This window comes from Robertmurraya dakarensis (genome assembly GCF_900156875.1).
Lineage (GTDB): Bacteria > Bacillota > Bacilli > Bacillales > Cytobacillaceae > Robertmurraya > Robertmurraya dakarensis.
Genome location: NZ_LT707409.1, coordinates 1,172,849 through 1,192,179 on the forward strand (window position 1 = coordinate 1,172,849; position 19,331 = coordinate 1,192,179).

At 39.5% G+C, this 19,331-nt stretch carries 19 protein-coding genes, 1 pseudogene and 1 riboswitch; of the genes and pseudogenes, 9 read left to right on the plus strand and 11 right to left on the minus strand.

Annotated features, from left to right (window positions below; translation table 11 throughout):
* Window positions 1-33 precede the first annotated feature (33 nt).
* Window positions 34-1,227 (minus strand): acyl-CoA dehydrogenase family protein, encoded by a 1,194-nt coding sequence (locus tag CZ487_RS14630; RefSeq protein ID WP_077213035.1) that lies wholly within the window; start codon window positions 1,225-1,227, stop codon window positions 34-36.
* Between the two features lie 160 nt (window positions 1,228-1,387).
* A complete protein-coding gene (locus tag CZ487_RS14635) occupies window positions 1,388-2,947 on the minus strand; it encodes an acyl-CoA synthetase (protein ID WP_139339577.1) in 1,560 nt (519 codons plus the stop codon).
* Between the two features lie 244 nt (window positions 2,948-3,191).
* Between CZ487_RS14635 and CZ487_RS14640 the strand changes: the two genes are divergently transcribed.
* The gene (locus CZ487_RS14640) at window positions 3,192-3,782 is read left to right on the plus strand and encodes a C39 family peptidase (RefSeq protein WP_077213037.1); all 591 of its coding nucleotides are present in this window, start codon (window positions 3,192-3,194) and stop codon (window positions 3,780-3,782) included.
* 28 nt (window positions 3,783-3,810) lie between these two features.
* On the opposite strand, the gene CZ487_RS14645 is transcribed toward CZ487_RS14640, so the two are convergent.
* The 4 genes from CZ487_RS14645 to CZ487_RS26665 all read right to left on the minus strand — a co-directional run bounded on the left by CZ487_RS14645 (window position 3,811) and on the right by CZ487_RS26665 (window position 7,976).
* Window positions 3,811-5,025 (minus strand): MFS transporter, encoded by a 1,215-nt coding sequence (locus CZ487_RS14645; protein WP_077213038.1) that lies wholly within the window; start codon window positions 5,023-5,025, stop codon window positions 3,811-3,813.
* Between the two features lie 198 nt (window positions 5,026-5,223).
* The gene (ftsZ, locus tag CZ487_RS14650; protein ID WP_077213039.1) at window positions 5,224-6,375 is read right to left on the minus strand and encodes a cell division protein FtsZ; all 1,152 of its coding nucleotides are present in this window, start codon (window positions 6,373-6,375) and stop codon (window positions 5,224-5,226) included.
* A 256-nt stretch (window positions 6,376-6,631) separates the two neighbouring features.
* Entirely contained in the window at window positions 6,632-7,711 is a 1,080-nt protein-coding gene (locus CZ487_RS14655) for an NAD(P)H-dependent flavin oxidoreductase (RefSeq protein WP_077213040.1), read from the minus strand.
* 106 nt (window positions 7,712-7,817) lie between these two features.
* Complete coding sequence (locus CZ487_RS26665) at window positions 7,818-7,976, minus strand: hypothetical protein (protein WP_154676040.1); 159 nt, start codon at window positions 7,974-7,976, stop codon at window positions 7,818-7,820.
* Between the two features lie 141 nt (window positions 7,977-8,117).
* On the opposite strand from CZ487_RS26665, the gene CZ487_RS14660 reads away from it, so the two are divergent.
* Both CZ487_RS14660 and CZ487_RS14665 read left to right on the plus strand, forming a co-directional pair.
* Window positions 8,118-9,134, plus strand: a complete 1,017-nt coding sequence (locus tag CZ487_RS14660; protein WP_077213041.1) for a TIGR00341 family protein — start codon at window positions 8,118-8,120, stop codon at window positions 9,132-9,134.
* A gap of 68 nt (window positions 9,135-9,202) precedes the next feature.
* Window positions 9,203-9,505 carry a DUF5634 family protein gene (locus CZ487_RS14665; RefSeq protein ID WP_077213042.1) on the plus strand — a complete coding sequence of 101 codons (303 nt, stop codon included), beginning with the start codon at window positions 9,203-9,205 and terminating at the stop codon, window positions 9,503-9,505.
* Window positions 9,506-9,588: 83 nt separating this feature from the next.
* On the opposite strand, the pseudogene CZ487_RS14670 reads toward CZ487_RS14665, so the two are convergent.
* The 3 genes and pseudogenes from CZ487_RS14670 to yyaC form a co-directional block, all read right to left on the minus strand.
* Window positions 9,589-9,928 (minus strand): annotated as a pseudogene (locus tag CZ487_RS14670) (zinc ribbon domain-containing protein YjdM).
* Window positions 9,929-10,082: 154 nt separating this feature from the next.
* Window positions 10,083-10,829, minus strand: coding sequence for an SDR family oxidoreductase (locus CZ487_RS14675; protein ID WP_077213043.1), 747 nt, complete (start codon window positions 10,827-10,829; stop codon window positions 10,083-10,085).
* Between the two features lie 51 nt (window positions 10,830-10,880).
* Window positions 10,881-11,459, minus strand: a complete 579-nt coding sequence (yyaC, locus tag CZ487_RS14680) for a spore protease YyaC (RefSeq protein ID WP_077213044.1) — start codon at window positions 11,457-11,459, stop codon at window positions 10,881-10,883.
* Between the two features lie 240 nt (window positions 11,460-11,699).
* Between yyaC and guaC the strand changes: the two genes are divergently transcribed.
* On the plus strand, window positions 11,700-12,683 hold the full coding sequence (guaC, locus tag CZ487_RS14685) for a GMP reductase (protein WP_077213045.1): 984 nt from the start codon (window positions 11,700-11,702) through the stop codon (window positions 12,681-12,683).
* Window positions 12,684-12,732: 49 nt separating this feature from the next.
* On the opposite strand, the gene CZ487_RS14690 is transcribed toward guaC, so the two are convergent.
* On the minus strand, window positions 12,733-13,155 hold the full coding sequence (locus CZ487_RS14690) for a hypothetical protein (RefSeq protein WP_077213046.1): 423 nt from the start codon (window positions 13,153-13,155) through the stop codon (window positions 12,733-12,735).
* A gap of 224 nt (window positions 13,156-13,379) precedes the next feature.
* Here CZ487_RS14690 and CZ487_RS14695 point away from each other — a divergent pair, with 224 nt between their 5' ends.
* Entirely contained in the window at window positions 13,380-14,972 is a 1,593-nt protein-coding gene (locus tag CZ487_RS14695) for an FMN-binding glutamate synthase family protein (RefSeq protein ID WP_077213047.1), read from the plus strand.
* A gap of 51 nt (window positions 14,973-15,023) precedes the next feature.
* Here CZ487_RS14695 and CZ487_RS14700 read toward each other — a convergent pair whose 3' ends face one another.
* Window positions 15,024-15,347 (minus strand): hypothetical protein, encoded by a 324-nt coding sequence (locus CZ487_RS14700; RefSeq protein ID WP_077213048.1) that lies wholly within the window; start codon window positions 15,345-15,347, stop codon window positions 15,024-15,026.
* A 99-nt stretch (window positions 15,348-15,446) separates the two neighbouring features.
* Window positions 15,447-15,550, minus strand: a riboswitch (SAM riboswitch).
* A 214-nt stretch (window positions 15,551-15,764) separates the two neighbouring features.
* On the opposite strand from CZ487_RS14700, the gene CZ487_RS14705 reads away from it, so the two are divergent.
* The 4 genes from CZ487_RS14705 (at window position 15,765) to CZ487_RS27725 (ending at window position 18,748) form a co-directional block, all read left to right on the plus strand.
* Window positions 15,765-17,333, plus strand: a complete 1,569-nt coding sequence (locus tag CZ487_RS14705; protein WP_077213049.1) for an S-layer homology domain-containing protein — start codon at window positions 15,765-15,767, stop codon at window positions 17,331-17,333.
* A 138-nt stretch (window positions 17,334-17,471) separates the two neighbouring features.
* The gene (locus CZ487_RS14710; protein ID WP_077213050.1) at window positions 17,472-18,146 is read left to right on the plus strand and encodes a DUF3889 domain-containing protein; all 675 of its coding nucleotides are present in this window, start codon (window positions 17,472-17,474) and stop codon (window positions 18,144-18,146) included.
* 102 nt (window positions 18,147-18,248) lie between these two features.
* Entirely contained in the window at window positions 18,249-18,485 is a 237-nt protein-coding gene (locus CZ487_RS14715) for a hypothetical protein (RefSeq protein WP_077213051.1), read from the plus strand.
* Window positions 18,486-18,619: 134 nt separating this feature from the next.
* Complete coding sequence (locus CZ487_RS27725) at window positions 18,620-18,748, plus strand: hypothetical protein (RefSeq protein WP_272914201.1); 129 nt, start codon at window positions 18,620-18,622, stop codon at window positions 18,746-18,748.
* Window positions 18,749-19,331: the final 583 nt, after the last annotated feature.

Consider the following 19,331-nt stretch of genomic DNA (forward strand, 5'->3'; position numbering starts at 1 on the left):
TTATCTACTCCGGCCTCTATATTAAATAGACTTTTAAAATTTGATATCCTTCGGAAGTCCCATTAAACGTTCCCCAACGACATTTCTGTTTATTTCAGAGGTACCTCCCTCAATGGTATAAGCCATTGAACGCAGGTATTCATTCTGCCAGCTGTCATGAATAGGGGCATCTTCTTTCCACAATATGTTTGTAGATCCTTGAAGGGTCATTGCATAGGCCAATATTTCCTGCCCGAGCTCACTCGAAACAATTTTATCCATCGAGCCTTCAGGACCTGGATGCCCCTTGCGAATTGTATTGGTCAAATGGCGGTAAAAGTTAAGCAGCAATGCTCTTGTCTTCGAGCGCAATTTCACTAGATTTTGCAAGACAAGTGGATTTTCTATAAGCGGCTGCCCATTTCTTGTTAATGTCTTTGCCATTTGTGCTAATTCTTCTACTTGATACTGCAATGAAAAAATTTTTCTAGCGACACCGACTCGTTCATGACTTAGTAGTGTCAAGGAAACCTGCCAGCCTTTATGCAATTCTCCTACAATATCTGCTTCATAGGCAACAGCATCAGTGAAGTAAACTTCGTTAAAATGATGCCAATCATTAATGGATCGAATTGGTCTTACTTCAACCCCCGGCTGATGCATATCCACTATAAACGCCGTAATACCTTCATGTTTTTTCCCAGTATTGTCTGTCCGGGCCAGCAAGAAGCAGCGGTCTGCCAAATGAGCAAAGCTTGTCCAAATCTTTTGACCATTAATAATCCACTTATCCCCTTGTTTAACGGCTTTTGTCTGTAAGGAAGCTAAATCTGATCCCGAGTTAGGCTCTGAATATCCTTGACACCAAATTTCTTCTCCATTTAAGATTTTTGGAACATATTTTTCTTTTTGTTCTTCTGTTCCAATTTGTAAAAGCGTTGGACCAACCATGGCTGTCCCGACTATATTTAGCTGCGGGGGTGCCTTAACTCTTGCCATTTCCTGTTCATAAATAACTTCCTCGATTAAAGATGCGCCTCTCCCACCATATTCTTGAGGCCATGAAACTCCTGCCCATTTCCCTTTGGATAAGGTCTTTTGCCAATCTTTCATAAATTTTGCTTGTTCTTTCGCATCCGCTGGTACTGTCTGCTTTCCTTCTAACCAACCATCAGGCAGGTTCTCTTGAAGCCATGAGCTCAATTCTGAACGAAATGCTTCTTCCTTTGGAGAAAATGTAAAATCCATTAATCTCATCCCTTTCTATTCCTGATTATTCATAGGTTTATTTTCTATTATTAAAAATTTTCATAATATTAACTATATTATAACTCTTATGTATTTAAGATTAAAAGTAAAATTGGCAACTCATTGAGCTGCCAATAAAAGTTATTGGATCAAATGAACGCTAGCTTATCAATGGTGCATTTTTTCTTAAAACTTGCTTCAACACTTTTCCTGCTGCATTTCTAGGCAACGCATCAATGAACTCTACTTCTTTTGGCTTTTTATAAGAAGCTAAATACTTCATGCAATGTGAAATTACATCATTTTCTGTCATCGATTTACCTGGCTTTAATGCAACAAACACCTTTACTTTTTCTCCCCACTCTGGGTCAGGCACACCAATGACGGCGCATTCTAGAATACCGGGATGCTTATAAAGAACCTCTTCAATTTCCGCTGGATAAATATTTTCTCCACCGCTTATGAGCATATCCTTCTTCCTGTCTACAATGTAGAAGTAACCTTCCTCATCGACTCTGACCAAGTCACCGCTATGGAACCATCCTCCCTTGAAGGCTTCAGCCGTTGCTTCAGGATTCTTATAATACTCCTTCATTACAGTTGGGCCGCGATAAACGATTTCTCCAATTTCACCAGGAGGAACATCGTTCATGTTATCATCTACCACTCTCACCTCAACATTAATCACTGGTCTCCCGATGGAAGCTGTTTTTCTAAGAGCATCATCCCCATAGAGAACAACCGTAATCGACGTTGTTTCCGTTTGACCAAACTGCTCGATCAGTGTTGCATTTTTAAAACTGCTGAGGATTTTTTTCTTTAACTCAAGTGGAGCAATCGCTGCGCCTACAGAACACCTCGTAATAGAGGAAACATCATACTTTTCATAATTCGGAACTTGGAAAAGGAAGATCCACATGGCTGGAACTAATCCTAATGTAGAAATCTTTTCTTGTTCAATTGTTTTAAAAATTTCCACCGGATTAAAATCACGGTGAATCACTATTGTACCGTTCATAATACAAACCGAAACAAGAGAACCAAGACCGCCAATATGAAACATTGGAATGGCAACCAATGTCTTTCCATACAATTCTGCTTTTCCTTCCCAAGCTAGATTCATAGAGTTTTGGCACAGGTTCTTATGAGTTAAGACGGCTCCTTTTGGGCGTCCTGTTGTTCCCGATGTATAGGCAATCATCGCTGCATCATTGTCAGTTAAGCCTTCTGGTGGAGTAAACGTAACTTCCGTTTGGTAGATAGAATCATAGTGTAAAAAATCTGATGGGATTTCTGTATCCCCCACTACGACAATCTTTTCTACTTTTGCCAATTGATCTTTCACGGATAGAATCTGATCAACAAACTCACCGTCAATAAATAATATTTTCGTATCGGAATTGTTAACAATATAGGCGATTTCCTCAGATGCTAGTCTGAAATTCATTGGAACACCTACACCGCCTGATAGTGCGGATGCATAGAAAATCTCAGCGAAGGCCAAGGAGTTTTTTAACAGAAATCCAACCTTTTCATCACGTTGTATCCCTTGATTTTGAAACCAGCCTGCCAAATGGGTTGCTCGTTCATCCATTTCTTTGAAAGTTAATCTTGTGTCTCCAAAAACAAACGCTTCAAGATTAGGCCCTCTATGTGCTGCACGTTTTAACATTTCCCCAACGAGGAGCTGGGATGACAAACTAAGTAAAGAGGTTGTCAAATTATATCCCTCCAAATGCATGATTTTATTTTGAATCTTCTAAATAATCATATAATAAAACGCTTACAATAAAATATAACATAATTTTTAGAATATTCAACAAATAATTACGAAAATAATCATTAAATTTGGGGGCATCTGGTAAGATACAATTATGTAGTTGATAGATTATTGATAGAAATATTCTATTTTTATGACGATTCAGTTACAATAAGGAAGAGAATAGAATTTGAGGAGAGATTAAATGACACCGAAAATAATACATGCACCTTTTGTTGAACAAATGCCAGAACTGCCTAGAGGCTGTGAAGTTACAAGCTTGTCTCTCTTACTGCAGCATGCAGGAATTCATGTTGATAAGATGACTCTCTCTCGTGAAGTGAAAAAAGTTCCCTTTAAAGAAGGTGACTGCTTTGGACATCTAAACGACGGGTTTGTTGGAGATATGTATTCTTTTGAAACAGATGGTCTAGGCGTCTATCATTCGCCGATTAAGAAACTAGCAGAACGATATTTGCCCAATAAGATCGTTGATATTACAGGATCAGAAACAGAGAAAATTTATCATACCATTGATCAAGGGCTGCCTGTTTGGATCGTGACGAATGATACCTTCAAAGAATTAGGTGAGGAGCATTTCAAAACTTGGAATACTAGATTAGGAGAATTGCGGATAACCTATCGCATGCACAGTGTTCTCGTTGTTGGATATGACGACGATCATGTCTATATTAATGATCCTTTATATCATGAGCCAAACCGCGCCATTGACCGCCATGATTTTGAGAAGGCGTGGGAGCAAATGGGCCGTCAAGCTATTACGTACATAAAGTAGAAAAAAAGGCGTCTACTGACGTCTTTTTCTACATCTGTATTGATTTTTGCGGCACTGGATTCTGGAAAGTTTCTGCTTTTTTTACCGTAAAGGCCAAAATAAATCCTACCCCTAACACAATCGAACAAAAAAGAAAGGCGCTCTTGAATCCTCCCCATTCATCAATTAACCAGCCGCCAATGGTCGGACCAAGAAATTGCCCGACTGCATAATAAAAAGTTGCATAACTAAATGCAATTGGCATCTCAACCGGCTTAACAAAATCCATACTAGAAGCTTGTATGAGCGTAAACAGTCCGTTCAACGTACAGCTTAGAATAAGCATATGCATGATAAATCCAGGCATGGAGGTAAAAAAAATCGGGATGAGCATAGAAAACGATGTGATACCTGCTGTTAATATGAGAGATATGCGTCTCCCTAATTTATCCGAAACAACTCCCCAAATTGGACCACAAAATATCGATAAAATTCCGTTAATAGCCATGAGCTGGCCAGCTATGGTGATATCTACTCCAGATTCGATCATATAACTCATAATAAAAACCGCATGAATGATATAAGTCATTCCTAAAATTCCATAAAGGACGGCAATTTTAATTACATTAGGATTTAAGAAGATTTCCTTTGTTGATGCCGTGTCTTGCATATGTTCGGATTTCTTCGTGGAAGGAGGATCCTTCATAATGACAAATGCAAGGATGACTACAATGAAAGCAACTAATGCAAATAACCCCCAGGCCACCCTCCAGCCGTATCCTGTAAAAACCGTTTCTAAATAGGGAACTAAAATTCCAGTCGTAAGAAGTCCGATTCCGACACCGCTTGTCGTGATCCCTATCATCGTTCCTTTTTTATGAGGAAACCACGCTACCAACCAGGATATGAGCGGTGTATATGTAAAGGCTGTCCCTACTCCTAAAAGAAGCATAAATAGGAAGGTAATCCAATAGGAAGAGGAAAATGTCAAGCCGATAAATCCCACCGTTACCAGAGATACGCCGCTTAGGATCGTAACCTTGCTTCCCCATTTTGCCGCTGCCATACCGGCAAAAATCACCATACATAAATAACCGAGTGAAGTAGTCGTCCCAAGATAACCCGCCTGACTGTAAGTAATATTCAAGCCATCTTTCATAAACGGCAGGACTACCCCATAAGAAAGCCTTGCAAACGCGATTACCACAGCTGCAATCAGCAATCCAATGCCGCTGTACACCCACATTTTTTTATCGGCAACCATTTCGTGCACCTCATTTTCCCACATTTACTTTTAGTGATAGTCTAATGTATTTTCTTTTATTGGTCAATTAATTTTCAGAATTTACTAATTATTGGAGCTTTATAGTTATGCAAAAAAACACCCCAAAAGTTAGTTTTTTACTCTAACTTTTGGGGTGCAGTAGTATTTTGTGTGTTTCGTAATCTTATGAACCTTAAGTTACGGCCGACGGTTTCTTCTGTTTCGTAAAAATGCTGGGATATCGAGGGATTCCTCTTCCTGCACAGTTGTGTTGCGTCTTGGACTTTGAACATATTCTTCTCGCTGAATTGGTTCTATTGGAGCTTCGTATACCTCTTGTCTTTGGACAGGTTTGTTTTCTCTAACAGGAGTTGGTGATTTTTTTTCAGGCACCTCTTTATCAGCAAATCCAGTTGCTATAACCGTCACGATGATCTCGTTATTCAAGTTCTCATTGATAACAGAACCGAAAATCATGTTTAGTTCTTCATCTGAAGAAGAAGCGACAATATCAGCGGCCTCTTGAACTTCATATAAACTCAGATTGCTTCCGCCGGTAATATTCATAAGAACACCTTGTGCGCCGCTAATCGACGTTTCTAACAGCGGACTTGATACGGCGTTTCTTGCTGCTTCTGCTGCTCCGTCCTCACCCTTTGCAATCCCGATACCCATAAGGGCAGTTCCTTTATTTGACATGATGGTTTTGACATCAGCAAAGTCAAGATTGATCAAACCAGGAACTGCGATTAAGTCAGATATCCCTTTTACCCCTTGTCGAAGTACACTATCCGCTTCACGGAACGCTTCAAGCATCGGTGTTTTTTTATCAACAATATGTAATAAACGGTCATTCGGGATAATGATTAATGTATCAACCGCCTTTTTCATTGCCTCGATTCCACTTGCAGCATTGACAGCACGCTTACGTCCTTCAAAGGCAAATGGTCTCGTTACAACACCGATTGTCAGTGCGCCGAGGCTGCGGCTGATCTGCGCAATGGCAGGTGCTGCACCAGTCCCTGTACCGCCACCCATACCAGCTGTAACGAATACCATATCGGCACCTTCAAGCACATCTTGAATTTGTTGAGCACTTTCTTCTACTGCTTTCATCCCGATTTGCGGGTTTGCACCTGCGCCGAGTCCTCTTGTTAAAGAACCGCCGATTTGCATAACGATATCCGCTTTTGACTGCTTAAGAGCCTGTGCATCGGTGTTCACCGTAATAAACTCTACACCTTCTACTCCGTCTTCAATCATACGGTTGACAGCATTTCCGCCTCCGCCACCGACACCAATTACTTTAATTCTTGCATTTTGATCTATATTTGTATCAAATTCGAACATTACCATCCCTCCAGGTTGCATCTAACGTCTTCAATTATTGGTAAAATCTACTATATTCGGGTTGATGTCCGCATGTTGTACTATTTAGTGTCACAGTAAGTGAGATAATGCAGATCCATACTATTAAAATAAAGCCCAAAATATACCTAGTATTTGTTAACTATAAAAAATAAATGTTACTATCATATGTTTACAAGATTACATTGTTTTAACGTTTCTTTTACAAAAAAATGATTTTTGTAATGATCAGATAGAATCAGCTATTTTTTAGCTTTTCAGCTTGACTTAAGATTGTTTTTATTAGACTATCTACAGTTTGATCTTTTGCCAGCCTTGGGCTCTGACCAGACCATAGTGACATATATTCAAACTGATTTTGTTGTCCAGCAGCTTTCCTGATTCCCTGAGTAAGAGTGTTTTGGATGGGAAATTCTGGAAGTATTTTTTCTTCTCCTCTCATATCTTTTATGAATTGATTTTCTACTCCTCTCGCCCATTTCCCAGAAAATGATCGGGTCACGACGACCTCATTTTCCTTCGATCGAAGGACCTTTTCCTTATGAATAGCGTGAGCTCCGCTTTCCATACATGTTAAAAAGGCAGTTCCCATTTGCACAGCACTTGCTCCTAAGAAAAGAGAAGCCATCAGCCCCCTGCCATCCATGATTCCCCCGGCCGCAATCAGTGGAATATTCACATGATCGGCCGCCTGTGGGATAAGCGACATTAATCCTACCATGCTTTTCTCCAACGAACTCTCGCTAAAATTCCCGCGGTGGCCACCAGCCTCACTTCCTTGAAGAACAACTGCATCCATTCCGCTTTCTTCTACCTCTTGTGCTTCGCTCACCGTTGTAGCAGTTCCAATTAAAAGGATACTGTGACGTTTCAACTCAGCCACTACTTCTTTCGATGGAATCCCAAAAGTAAAAGAGCATATTGGAACATTTTCTTCTATTATAACCTTTATTTGATTAATAAAGGTCTCGATTTGCTTATCATGACTCGGAAAGTCAACCTGCTTACTTTGCGAGATCTTCAATTTTTGATAAAAAGGATCTAGTATTTGCTGGGCGAAACCAATGTCTCCTTCAGAAGCATGAAAGGATTGAGGAACAAAGAGATTCACACCAAAATGGTTCTTAGTCATAGCCTTAATCTCTCTAATCTGCTCACGCAATTGACTAGGAGTCATATATCCAGCCCCAATAAACCCTAAGCCTCCAGAGTCAGAGACCGCTGCCACTAGTTTCGAAGTCGTAACACCTCCAGCCATCGGCGCTTGGATAATCGGGTATTGTATTTTCAACTTTTGTGTTAATTTATTCGCAAACATAACATTAGCTCCCCCTCAAAACTTTCAAAAAAAATCCCTATAGAGATTGTAATTTCCTATCCCTATAGAGTTTATATGTGCTCAGCAGAATATAATCTTATGACATCTAGTTTCTAACCTTACCAATTCTCTTTTTAATAGGGATGCTGTAACAGTCATCGCAAACGCCCTCGTTATCAATATATTCATTTTCGTCAGTGATGATTTGATTGCATGAAGAGCATTGCCATTGTTGATCTGTAACGGCCTCCTTAACATGCTCCATACTCTCAGCTCCTTTTTATTACAATATTCGCTAAAAAGTTCGAAAATCCTGTCATAAAACAAAAAAATTCGTATTGTTTCTAGATTTATGATTATGGGAAAGGCTATGAATAGGTAAATTTCAGCTTTGGAGTTGAGTGAAATGGATTTGCAGCTTGTGGAAGCGCATATACCAGAGAAATTTTTTGAAAAAGTGGGTGAATCTTTAAAGAAATACCCTTATGTATCTTACTGGGTGTCACAGGCAACAAATGATAAAAGACTTGTTCGTATCCTCGTAGAAACAAAGGATGCCGAAGAAATCTTAAATTATTTAGAAAGTGTAACAGATGTCGTCGATGGGTTCGAAGTTCTCCTTTTCCCAGTTCAAACTTATATGAGAAGATTAACAGATGAAGAGAAAGAACAGCAAAAGGAAGAGGAAGAACAGGAAAAAAATAAGCTGCAAAGGGCGAGCCGCCAAGAACTGCTCGGTTCTATTGAAAAATCTAGTCATATCACACTTACCTATACAATGCTGGTAATCTTATCAGCGATCGTTGTGACAATCGGTTTTATAAAAAATAGTGAGGCTGTCATTATTGGAGCGATGGTCATTGCCCCCATGCTGGGACCTGTCATTTCGATTGCCTTTTCATCTATATTAGGTGATTTCAAGCTTATACGCAGTGCATCTTTCACATTGTTTTATGCCATTGCTTTAGTGTTAGGCATTTCCATATTCATTTCGTTTTTTCTTCCTGTTCCAGTTGACAGCTCTGAATTTGCGACGAGAACACATGTGAATTTGACGGATATTGTTTTAGCGCTAGCCTCCGGGACTGCTGGTGCGTTATCCATTTTAAATCAATTACCTGGTGCACTTGTCGGTGTAATGGTCGCGGTTGCCCTGTTGCCTCCTACCGCTGTTCTCGGAATGACGATTGGGTCAGCAATGTGGCAGGAAGCATTTGGATCCATGCTTTTATTAACTGGAAATATCACATCCGTTATTTTAGCCGCTATTGTGGTCTTTTCGCTTAGCGGCATTCGGCCGGTTAAATTTGATGAGATGGAAAAAGCAAAAACTTCGTTAAAGCTTTCGATCCTTTTTGTAAGTGTTGTTATTATCCTGCTCATAACAGCGATTCTCTTCAGTCATCAATTCGACATTGTGTAACAGGACGTTTAATCAGAGAGTAAACTAGACATATTAAAGGTAGAATTTGCAAAAAAGGAGAGAATGGGATGGACTATTTATCAAGAGAACAGATTATCAATGAATTACAGAAGCCTCTTCCCGCCTATATGAATCAATATGGAATTGATGATATCGGTATTTTTGAAGAAGAAGGAGAAGATGACCTATACTTTATGGGCTACACAATTAATAAAGAAGGAAAAACCTATCATATCCATAGTCCGTATCGAAAAGGGGATGATGGAGGTTTAACACCTGCTAAAGCAGAGTGGACCGTTGAAAGCGATGAACCTGATAAGAAGGATTTGCAAGGCTATCAGGACATAGAGAGTGCACTGCGGGAAATTTAATAGTGATATTAATGCAGAGTAACGTATAAGAGGAAATGAGGAGCTTAAGTCCCTCTTTTCCTCCCCCTTATTTGTTTAAATATTTAGACCTTCTTAACAAACTCTGACTTTAACTTCATGGCTCCAAATCCGTCAATTTTACAGTCTATGTCGTGGTCTCCATCCACTAAGCGGATATTCTTTACTTTTGTACCTATTTTTAAAACTGATGAACTCCCTTTTACCCTTAAGATCTTTAATGATTGTAACTGTGTCGCCGTCCTCTAAAACATTTCCGTTCGCATCTTTGATGACCCTCTCGTCTTCATTTGCATGGTCCTCTCCTTGAGTCCATTCGTGAGCACATTCCGGACAAACGAAAAGTCCACGATCTTCATATGTATACTCTGATTTACATTCTGGGCAAGCTGGCAATTTTTCCATATACCGTCTTCTCCATTCTTTAAAAATTTAAAACTATTACCTTAATGTATTATATCGAATAGAAGATTTTACCACAATGTCCATTGTTTTTCCATGTCTGATATACCAACATAAAAAAGCCTGTAACCATTATTATGGCCGCAGGCTTAGTTCATTATGATTGCTGTGTGGTTGGACGAATTAAAATTTCATTAACAGCTACATGATCCGGTTGTTCTACGGCATAAATAATAGCATTTGCTATATCTGCGCCTTGTAATCGATCACCACTGACCCGTCCTTTTAAAGCTTTCAATGCATCTTTATCGGTAATCGTATACGCCAATTCTGTTGCTACCGCACCTGGAGAAATGATCGTCGCGCGGATATTTGCTGTCGGCGATAATTCTTGTCTTAGTCCTTCTGTAATCGCCCGCACCGCAAACTTTGTTCCACTGTATACCGCCCCGCCGATTCCGACGCGATGACCTGCAACAGAAGAAACGTTGATAATATGACCTTTATTTTGTTTTTCCATAATCGGCACAGCCGCGGCAATTCCATAAAGAACGCCCTTAATATTGACATCCACCATCTTATCCCATTCATCAACTTTCAATTTATTCACATAGGAAAGCGGCATAATACCTGCATTATTAACCCACACATCAATACTGCCGAATGTGTTCACAGCATACTGCGCTAACTCTTCAACTTGTTCTCTGGATGTGACGTCTGTTTTCATATAAACCGCATTACCGCCATTTTGCTTAATTTCATCCACTAGCTTGATTAAACGATCTTCTCTTCTCGCTGATAGGATGACCTTCGCCCCTTTGGCAGCTGCAGCGATAGCGGTAGCTTCACCTATGCCGCTGCTCGCTCCTGTGATGACGATGACCTTATCTTGTAAATTACTCATAAAAAAACCTCTCTTCCTTTTTAATATGTATAGATGAACAAAGATTGCCCATCATCTTACTTGCAGAATGGGATGGTCTGCAGGATAACGAAAATACTGCCGTACCAATAGAGAAATGGCTTTTGCAATATTAACAGCCATCGTATAAATGACATGAAGGTCTGTATATAGAAGTGATGTATGATCAGGGGTATGTTTCTCTAGGACTACTCCCATCACGCTACAATCACCAATACATGGCAGATTCTTCCCAAGACCTGCTCCTGGATGTAAGGCGCTGTTTGATATCACAATTGAATTTAAGAGACTCTCTGATCCTAGTACACTATCAATACCAATGACAAAGCAATTACTAGGCAAATTAAAACGAGAAATTTCCTTTTCTATGGTTGTTCCATCAAGTGGAGTTTGAAGATTTCCGTACACGGTTAGATGTGTTGGAAAAGAATCACGAAGTAAGGTACCTACAAAAGGTCCGAGGCTGTCACCGCTTATTACATTTGAACCAATTCCAGTTACACAAATATGCTCTGTGCCATCTGGAATTAGAGCATACAGAGTATCCCGAATTAAAAGCGGTGCAAGTCTATAATTATAAGGTATACTATTCCCCTGATGCTGTTTTAACATGTCTCCCCTCACCTTTTTGCCCATAATATACTTTTATTCTTGTCTATACGTTCGTATTCGTCATGGTTATAAAAAAATCCTTTCAAAATCCATAATTTCTTTTCCCTCGCAAATGAGCTTTATGATTTCAATTTTTAATTTAAAAAAGAACGCATTTCTTGTTTGCTCTTCGCTTTTTCTGGAACAATAAAACAGACATTACGCTTAAAAACTATTTTACATAGGTTAGAGGTGAACGCCATGGATAATGTGTTTGATTACGAAGATATACAATTAATACCAGCTAAAAGTATCGTTTCGAGCCGAACAGAATGTGATACTTCTGTTGAGTTCGGAGGAAGAAGATTTAAGCTTCCTGTTGTACCTGCGAACATGCAGACGATTATTGATGAAAAAATTGCTGCTTACCTTGCACGAAATGGTTATTTTTACATTATGCATCGTTTCGAACCAGAAAAGAGAACCTCTTTTATTAAGGACATGCACTCACAAGATTTATTTGCATCAATCAGCGTTGGTGTGAAAGAGGGCGAGTATGAATTCATCCAAAATCTAGCAAGTGAAGGTTTGACACCAGAATATATCACCATTGATATTGCACATGGGCATTCTGATGCTGTCATTAAGATGATTAAACATATTAAAAAGCATCTTCCTGAAAGTTTCGTTATTGCTGGAAATGTTGGTACTCCAGAAGCGGTGAGAGAATTAGAGCACGCAGGAGCTGATGCAACCAAAGTTGGAATTGGTCCAGGAAAGGTATGCATTACAAAAATAAAAACGGGCTTTGGCACTGGCGGCTGGCAATTAGCTGCACTTAGATGGTGTGCAAAAGCCGCCAGCAAGCCGGTTATTGCTGATGGCGGGATTCGAACACATGGTGATATTGCGAAATCGGTTAGATTTGGGGCAAGGATGGTCATGATTGGATCGCTGTTTGCTGGCCACGAGGAGTCTCCAGGCGAATGTTATGAAAAAGACGGAAAGACATATAAAGAATACTTTGGGTCTGCCTCAGAATTTCAAAAAGGAGAAAAGAAAAATGTAGAAGGCAAGAAGATGTATGTGGAGCACAAGGGAAACCTGCAAGATACCTTAACAGAGATGGAACAAGATCTACAATCGTCGATATCATATGCCGGAGGAAATAAATTGGAGGCAATTCGCACGGTCGATTATGTGATTGTGAAAAATTCGATTTTCAACGGAGATAAAATCTACTAATCAAAAATGACAAAAAATCCTCTAAGAGGATTTTTTGTCATGAACTTTTTTACTGATACAGCTCCTTATAAGCAATTACTTTCAAAGCCATAATTTCTTCCTCGGTCAACTTAGCTTGGAGCGTTTGGAGGATTTCTTCCTTTGAGATTGTTCCTTCTTGAGCCCTTGTTGCGATGTCTTTAATTTCTGACATCCCTACTTTTTGAATAATGACTCTTGTTGCTTCTTCTTTTGTAGAAAAAGGCAGTTGTTCCTGATCGGCCGTTTCGGCTTCTTCAATAAATTGCTTGAGCTCTGGATCATTCTCTACATACTGTTTCACTTCTTGTATTTGTCCGCTTTCCTCTAATTCCGTTGAGACAGCATCCATGAGTTTCTCGGAAGCTATATTTGTACCAAAATAGTAAACCCCATAGCCTATTACACCCAATATAACAATGACTGCTGCACTTAATTTTATCCCCCTGCTCATTTTACGCTGTTTGTCCTCCTCCCCAACATTTCAATCTTTTTTAAATTTTTTTAACTTTTACTTCATTATTTTAACACAGTTACCTTCTCTTATCTTATTCCGAATACCCAAGCGAGAAAGTATCAGACTGAACTATTCACTAATTAGAGATAAGTGTTTTAAAAACAGTTCAATTTGGGGAGATTAATTTCATACATCCTGCATTGATATTAGGGAGGTTAACGATGAATCTAGCGGATTTTTTTATCATCTTTGGTTCTATTATCACCATACTAGTCTTAATAGTTTTTTTCATCTTACTTGTCTATTTATTCAACTTTGACCGTAATCAGAAACGCCATTCGATCTTACGAAACTATCCCGTCCTCGGCAGAGCACGCTATTTTCTAGAAAATATTGGACCGGAATTCCGGCAATATTGGTTTAATAGTGATACGGAAGGCAAGCCATTTTCAAGAGATGACTATGAACATATAGTAAAAAATGCAAAATACAAACGTGACGTTGTAGGGTTTGGATCGAAACGTGATTTTGAGGGAAAAGGATTTTTTATTCGTAATGAGATGTTTCCAAAGTTAGCAGATGAAATGAAAATGGATCGAACGACAAAGGTTTTAACGAAAAGATACGTTCTTTTAAATGACCCTCTCTTTTCCCAGAGAAAAGAAAAATGGGAGGATGAAGAAGCCTCCGCCTATTTATTACATGACGATGATGCCGTTGTGATAGGTCCAAGCACGCAGCATCCTTTTAGATTAAAAGGGTTAATCGGAATGTCTGCAATGAGCTATGGTTCTCTTGGCCCAAATGCGATCACAGCCTTATCGGAAGGCCTCGGATTAGCAAAAGGCACATGGATGAACACTGGAGAAGGTGGTTTATCCCCTTACCATTTAAAGGGTGATGTCGATATTATTGTGCAAATTGGACCAGCGATGTTCGGTGTACGCGATATGAACGGCAACATGGATTGGGATGAACTTAAACGAAAAAGTGAAATCCCACAGGTAAAAGCTTTTGAAATTAAGCTCGCTCAAGGAGCAAAGACTCGCGGAGGTCATATTGATGCAGAAAAGGTTACTCCAGAGATTGCAGAAATTCGTAAGGTAACACCATACAAATCGATTGATAGCCCTAATCGTTTCACACAGTTTGGTGATGTTCCATCAATGTGTGAGTTTGTGGAACAAATCCGTAATCACACAGGAAAACCGGTTGGGATGAAAATTGTTGTCGGTGGATCAGACAGTGTTGAGGAACTAGCCAAGTACATGAAAGAGACAGGTAAAGGTCCTGATTTTATTACCGTCGATGGTGGTGAAGGAGGCACCGGAGCTTCTTATCAGGAGTTAATCGACAGTGTTGGCTTGCCTATTAAGTCTGCTCTTCCCATTGTTCATTCAACTCTTCAAAGATATGGTGTTCGAAATCGTGTGAAAATTATTGCATCTGGTAAATTGTTTACACCTGACCGGATTGCTATAGCCTTAGCGATGGGAGCAGATCTTATTAATATTGCTCGGGGATTTATGATTACCGTTGGTTGCATTCAAACATTAAAATGTCACTCTAATGCATGTCCTGTAGGTGTTGCAACAACTGACCCTAACTTGCAGAATGCACTTGTGATCGACGAAAAGAAATATCGCGTAGTCAATTATCTCGTCACTCTTCGAAAGGGACTTTACCGAGCTGCTGCAGCTGCAGGCATTGAATCACCTGTCCATTTTGAACCAAAGCATATTATGTTTAAGGATGAAAAAGGAGTCATTACCTCCCTTGAAAAAATATTCCATGAACAAATAGAAGCGGGTTAACTCTTATTAGGATAGACAAATTGTCTATCCTAATCTTAATTGATCATCTTTCTATAAAACTGTATCTATATAATTCCCTACCCCCTGCTGGACTGAAAGCCCTTGACTCCTTAAAGTATTCCAAATTTTACGATCCAGCGCATACGGATCACAACCTTGAAGCAATCTTAGCTCCTCTTCGCTAATTTCGATTTGATAAAAGCGTTCTTTATGACCTATAGTCAATTCGTAATTTGTAAGTTTCATTAAATAAACTCGATATTCTGAACTCCATTCCTTTAACTGGCGTTGTATTTGATCAGCCACATGTATAAGAAACTGCTGTTCACTCTGACTTCTGGCGATATCCTCTCTTGTTTGTGCGTTAATGTTCATATTCAAATCTCTCCTTACTTTTTTCATAAGGCAGCAAGAGAAAAACTAAAAAAGGCCCTTTATTGCAAATGAATGCAACAAAGAGCCTCCGCTTTTCGTTCGTTATCATTCAAAGCAATGCTTTGCTGGTAGTAGCACCTTACCGCTATGGCAGGCTGCTGTGAAGTCAAAGAGCCAGTACTCTCGTTCACTCTTGATAACCTTATGTAATTATTAAAAATATAACATGGGTTTGTAAAATAGTAAAGAAGGACTTTATAATTTTCTTTTCTAAAGCTGCAGTTACGCTTTTATTAATTGGTTAAAACTACCGCCGACATTTAAAAAAAACATCTTTCTACCTTTGGAGAATCATGATAATGTAATAGAATCTTTATTACATTTTTATTACAGATAAAACATGAGAGGATGGCGAAGTTGCCAAAAACTATAAAGCTTTTAATCGTCTTGACATTTGCTATGATAATGACTCCCGTCTTATCACATTCAGTAAATGCATCCACGTTTTCAGATGTTCGTTTATATGAAAAAGAAATTAGTTATCTATACGGTAACGGAATTATAAAAGGTTACAGTGATGGAACCTTTAAGCCAGATCAACCGATAAAGCGGTTACAAGCCGTGCAAATGATATTAAAAGATATGGGCATCAACACGGACAATGCGCCAGATCCTAATTTAAAAGATATGAAACCCGGAGACTATGGATTTGAGGTCGTTGCGAAAGCTGTTGAATTAGGGATTATTTCTGGCAAGGATGACGGAAGATTCGATCCTTGGGGGACGCTTACAAGAGGACAAATGGCAAAGATATTAGTCAATGCATATGGATTATACGGCATCTATCCATATGGTTTTACGGATGTATCAGATCATTTTTGGGGAAATGAGTTTATTAGTTCTCTAGCTGCAAATAATATTACAACCGGTTATCCAGACGGTTCGTTTAGACCGAATGACTCGATAACACGCGCTCATTTTTCAGTATTTTTAGCACGGTTAATGGAACCAAGTTTCTTGCCTGATAATCCTAAAATAAAGGATACCATGCTTGAAGTATTAATGGATATTAATATCATGGATTATGATGTTCATCCAACAGAACCTATACTTTATTTCTTAGACGGATTCAGTAATTCAGTTGTTTCCTTTAATTATCAAACATATGAACTAAAGGAGGTCCCATTCTCCTTGCCTGCCGAACGTATGGATTACGCAAACGGCTATCTTTATGTAACTCTCCTTAAAGGAACTCACAGTTCATACTGGTGGAATGAAGATCAGACGGGTGCCTTTGCTGTGGTGGATGTTAATACGATGAAAATAAGAAACGTCGTTCACATTGAAGTAGATCCTTTTGACATTGCAGCAGATGACCAAGGAGTTGTTTACATCACACCTGGTTCTGGTCAACATGGAAATATTAAAAGCTTTGACAGTAAATCTGGAGAAATCCTTAGCGACCTTTATGGTGTTTATGAAAGGTCTTACATCGAAATGCACCCATCGCAAGATAGAGTATATTTAATTGATACAACACTTTCACCGCGTGATATTGAAAGTTATCCTATTCAAAATGGGAAGCTGCAAGCCGGGAAAGATTCTCCTTATCATGGTGATTATCAGATCAGCCCTGATTTGAAAATTTCCGATGACGGGCGTTATCTCTTTAACCAAAGTGGACATATTTTTATGTCCAGTGCAACACCTTCTGCCGACATGACCTATGTGGGCAAGCTCGACCGAGAATTTTCAAGCATAACTTTTGACATTACTTATGGCGGATTTTATGCAGCAAATAACCGTTCAGTGATCCAAGCATATGATTACGATACCATGAAAGCCACTTTCCAACTGGAATCTTACGGGAATATCAAGCATTTAATTATTCATCATGACGTTATTATCGCTTTGACTGAATTGAAACTGCCTAACTCTGCGAAAACCTTTATTGGGCTTGAGACGATTTATTTAAATCATGAATAAAAGTTTAAGTCTGTCCTACATATTTGGGACAGACTTTTTAATATTAATTTCTTTTTTATGTTTGCCTTTTGTCACAGATCAACCATTCGGGGGCATATGTTATCAAGAAGCTTTAGGTATCAGATAGGAGGGTAACAGATGTATTCGAATTATTCATATTGGGCCAACCTTTATCAGTATGGCTATAATCCATATCATTCCTATTCCTACTCGCAGCAGCCTTATTATGGTTATGATCGATTTTATCATGCATATTATTATCCGCAAACACGTCAACAGACATTGAAAGGGCAAGCTACATGGACGGACGGAGGACAAGTTACGAAGTGTAATATTCCTTGGTCAGATAATCAATATATGACAGCAGCTGTAGGTGCAGATTCACCTTTTCAGTGCGGCCAGAGTATCAAAGTTAGAAATTTAACCACCCCTGGTTCAAAAGAAATTATCGTAACTGTTGTCGATCAAGTTAAGGGCTATCCGACTAACAGGCTTAATCTCCACCGAAAGGCATTCGAGGCATTAGGAGCGACGGTAGGTACGGGGGTCATTGATGTAGAAATTATCCCTTCCCCAGAGCTTGAACAAGAAAAATGGGGCAAGTACTTATTATCTGTCACACAGACCGCCTATCCCAGCTATAAGGTAATTGATTACAAATCAGTAGAAAAAACTGCGGTTTTGGCTGATCAAACTCGAGAAGTCTTTGAATTCGTGCTGCAATCTCCCCAAGAGAGCATAAAGGTGAGAGCAACTGTTCTTTATAATCCAAACACGGATCGGGTTATTACGTTTGATTTAAAGGAAGTATAGCGATGCCCCTTGTATCCCCTACTCTAAAAATGTGGGGGCTTCTTACATATCTTTCATTGTATTGTACAAGCTATGAAAAAGCACTTTACTGGAGGTGAGTTTATGTCAAATCTAGAGCCTGTCGAGTATGAAACGGGTGTCCCGATACGGGATTATGATATTATCAACATTACGAAAACAGTGAACGGCCATGAAGTCTTACTCGATATTAACCTTGACAGCGGCTACTCATTAGCAAGAACAACGTTAGAAATAACGGATGAAGAATTGCAGGGTTACGAAACTGATAATGTAGAGGATGGGGTTAAATACGCTTTAGGGTTCTTTGTTCGGCAGTAGTAAGGCGGATGAAGACCACTTTATGAAGGTTATAGTTATATTTTGGCTTTCATAAGGTCGATGAGAACCGTTTCGCGGAGTGCTGGCTGGGTTTTTGGTTTTCATAACGGCGATGATGACCGTTTCGTGGAGTGATGGCTGGGTTATTGGTTTTCATAACCGCGATGATGACCGTTTCATGGAGTGCTGACTTGCTTTTTGGTTTTCATAACGGCGATGATGACCGTTTTGCTGAGTGCTGGCTTGCTTTTTGGTTTTCATAACGGCGATGATGACCGTTTTGCTGAGCGCTGGCTGGGTTTTTGGTTTTCATAACCGCGATGAGAACCGTTTTGCTGAGTGATGGCTTGCTTTTTGGTTTTCATAACCGCGATGATGACCGTTTTGCTGAGTGCTGACTTGCTTTTTGGTTTTCATAACGGCGATGATGACCGTTTTGCTGAGTGCTGGCTTGCTTTTTGGTTTTCATAACGGCGATGATGACCGTTTTGCTGAGCGCTGGCTGGGTTTTTGGTTTTCATAACCGCGATGAGAACCGTTTTGCTGAGTGATGGCTTGCTTTTTGGTTTTCATAACCGCGATGATGACCGTTTTGCTGAGTGCTGACTTGCTTTTTGGTTTTCATAACGGCGATGATGACCGTTTTGCTGAGTGCTGGCTTGCTTTTTGGTTTTCATAACGGCGATGATGACCGTTTTGCTGAGCGCTGGCTGGGTTTTTGGTTTTCATAACCGCGATGAGAACCGTTTTGCTGAGTGATGGCTTGCTTTTTGGTTTTCATAACCGCGATGATGACCGTTTTGCTGAGTGCTGACTTGCTTTTTGGTTTTCATAACGGCGATGATG

Excerpts from the sequence above, each read along its gene's own strand:
- CZ487_RS14630 (WP_077213035.1), bottom strand. The coding sequence starts at position 1,227 with ATGGATTTTACATTTTCTCCAAAGGAAGAAGCATTTCGTTCAGAATTG.
- CZ487_RS14640 (WP_077213037.1), top strand. The coding sequence starts at position 3,192 with ATGACACCGAAAATAATACATGCACCTTTTGTTGAACAAATGCCAGAA.
- CZ487_RS14645 (WP_077213038.1), bottom strand. The coding sequence starts at position 5,025 with ATGGTTGCCGATAAAAAAATGTGGGTGTACAGCGGCATTGGATTGCTG.
- ftsZ (WP_077213039.1), bottom strand. The coding sequence starts at position 6,375 with ATGTTCGAATTTGATACAAATATAGATCAAAATGCAAGAATTAAAGTA.
- CZ487_RS14655 (WP_077213040.1), bottom strand. The coding sequence starts at position 7,711 with ATGTTTGCGAATAAATTAACACAAAAGTTGAAAATACAATACCCGATT.
- CZ487_RS26665 (WP_154676040.1), bottom strand. The coding sequence starts at position 7,976 with ATGGAGCATGTTAAGGAGGCCGTTACAGATCAACAATGGCAATGCTCT.
- CZ487_RS14660 (WP_077213041.1), top strand. The coding sequence starts at position 8,118 with ATGGATTTGCAGCTTGTGGAAGCGCATATACCAGAGAAATTTTTTGAA.
- CZ487_RS14665 (WP_077213042.1), top strand. The coding sequence starts at position 9,203 with ATGGACTATTTATCAAGAGAACAGATTATCAATGAATTACAGAAGCCT.
- CZ487_RS14675 (WP_077213043.1), bottom strand. The coding sequence starts at position 10,829 with ATGAGTAATTTACAAGATAAGGTCATCGTCATCACAGGAGCGAGCAGC.
- yyaC (WP_077213044.1), bottom strand. The coding sequence starts at position 11,459 with ATGTTAAAACAGCATCAGGGGAATAGTATACCTTATAATTATAGACTT.
- guaC (WP_077213045.1), top strand. The coding sequence starts at position 11,700 with ATGGATAATGTGTTTGATTACGAAGATATACAATTAATACCAGCTAAA.
- CZ487_RS14690 (WP_077213046.1), bottom strand. The coding sequence starts at position 13,155 with ATGAGCAGGGGGATAAAATTAAGTGCAGCAGTCATTGTTATATTGGGT.
- CZ487_RS14695 (WP_077213047.1), top strand. The coding sequence starts at position 13,380 with ATGAATCTAGCGGATTTTTTTATCATCTTTGGTTCTATTATCACCATA.
- CZ487_RS14700 (WP_077213048.1), bottom strand. The coding sequence starts at position 15,347 with ATGAACATTAACGCACAAACAAGAGAGGATATCGCCAGAAGTCAGAGT.
- CZ487_RS14710 (WP_077213050.1), top strand. The coding sequence starts at position 17,472 with ATGTATTCGAATTATTCATATTGGGCCAACCTTTATCAGTATGGCTAT.
- CZ487_RS14715 (WP_077213051.1), top strand. The coding sequence starts at position 18,249 with ATGTCAAATCTAGAGCCTGTCGAGTATGAAACGGGTGTCCCGATACGG.
- CZ487_RS27725 (WP_272914201.1), top strand. The coding sequence starts at position 18,620 with ATGGCTGGGTTATTGGTTTTCATAACCGCGATGATGACCGTTTCATGG.